Annotated in this window: 2 protein-coding genes; both read right to left on the minus strand. The window is 61.2% G+C overall.

Going from position 1 to position 1,433, the window contains the following annotated elements; translation table 11 throughout:
• Positions 1-31 precede the first annotated feature (31 nt).
• Positions 32-193, minus strand: a complete 162-nt coding sequence (locus tag EN893_RS33875; protein ID WP_236382840.1) for a hypothetical protein — start codon at positions 191-193, stop codon at positions 32-34.
• 161 nt (positions 194-354) lie between these two features.
• A partial coding sequence (locus tag EN893_RS33880) for a glycine--tRNA ligase subunit beta (protein WP_128362170.1) occupies positions 355-1,433 on the minus strand: 1,079 nt, incomplete at its 5' end.

A 1,433-nucleotide genomic window follows, 5' to 3' on the forward strand; every position in this document is an offset into this window, starting at 1 on the left:
TTGCCATCGATTGATTCGTCGGCTGAAAAAATCAGGCCGCTTCTTCCTTGTCGTCATCTTCTTCGGACTCGTCGCCTTCAGCCTTCACGCTGTCCTCGGCGTCGTCCTCGTCTTCTTCGTCTTCATCTTCGTCGTCATCAGACAGGTCAGCGGCTTCGACCGCTGCTGCGGCGGGTTTCGGAAGCGGATTCAAGCGCCTCGGCGGGAGTTTCTTCTGTCACTTCGATTTCGTGATCGGAATTCATGGAAGCCTCCGTGGGGTTGGGGAACATGTTCCTTTTGCCACGGAGAGATCATCGCCATATGACTGTAAGCCGGCTTGAGCGGCCGGTAGCAGAGAATATTTTCTTCGCCTTAACCTGCGATCCTGGAGAAATCCGCGACCTGACCGGTGGCCGCGCGGATGCGGGCGAGCAGCGCCAGGCGGTTGGCACGCACCGCCTGATCCTCATCGTTTACGAGAACATGCTCAAAGAATGAATCAACCGGTTCGCGCAACACGCTAAGCGCCAGCAGGGCGCCGGAAAAGTCATCGTTTTGAATCGCTTCGCCGGCTTGCTTCTCAGCCTGATTCACCGCCGCAAACAGCGATTTCTCGGCATCCTCGCGAAACAGCGCCGGCTCAACGGTTTCGGCGACCGCCGTTTTCTTCTTCTCCTCGGCGGCCAGAATGTTGGCCGCACGCTTGGTGCCGGCGAGCAGGTTCTTACCGTCCTCCGTATCGAGGAAGGAGCCCAGCGCCTCGACCCTGCGCACGATCTGCAGGAGATCGTCGTTCGGCGATTGGCCAATCTCCCCCCTTGTGGGGGAGATGCCCGGCAGGGCAGAGGGGGGCGCTTCGCGCTGAGAGGTCGGCGGGATAGCGCCCCCCTCTGTCGGCTTCGCCGACATCTCCCCCTCTAGGGGGGAGATGGGGCGCGAACCTGCCGCCAACACCGCATCGATGAGATCATGCCGTGCGCCCTGGTCACGGAGATAGACCTTCAGGCGGTCGTGGAAGAAGGAGAGGAGGTCGGAAGCCGTCCCGACAATGGATATCAGCGCCAGTCGAATATTATTCTCGACCAATATTCTAACAACCCCGAGCGCGGCCCGCCGCAACGCATAAGGGTCCTTCGACCCTGTCGGCTTTTCGTCGATCGCCCAGAAGCCGACCAGTGTATCCAGCTTGTCGGCGAGCGCGACAGCGACCGACACCAGATCGCTCGGTACGCGATCGGACGGGCCCTGCGGCTTGTAGTGTTCCTCCGCTGCAGCGGCGACCGATGCATGCTCGCCCTGAAGCAGCGCATATTTGCGGCCCATTGCGCCCTGCAGTTCCGGAAACTCGCCGACGACTTCGGTGGTGAGATCGGCCTTGGCCAAGACGGCGGCACGACCTGCGAGCGCGATAATCTCCCCCCTCGAGGGGGAGATGTCGCCGAAGGCGACAG

The organism is Mesorhizobium sp. M7A.F.Ca.CA.004.04.2.1, assembly GCF_004022825.1.
GTDB lineage: Bacteria > Pseudomonadota > Alphaproteobacteria > Rhizobiales > Rhizobiaceae > Mesorhizobium.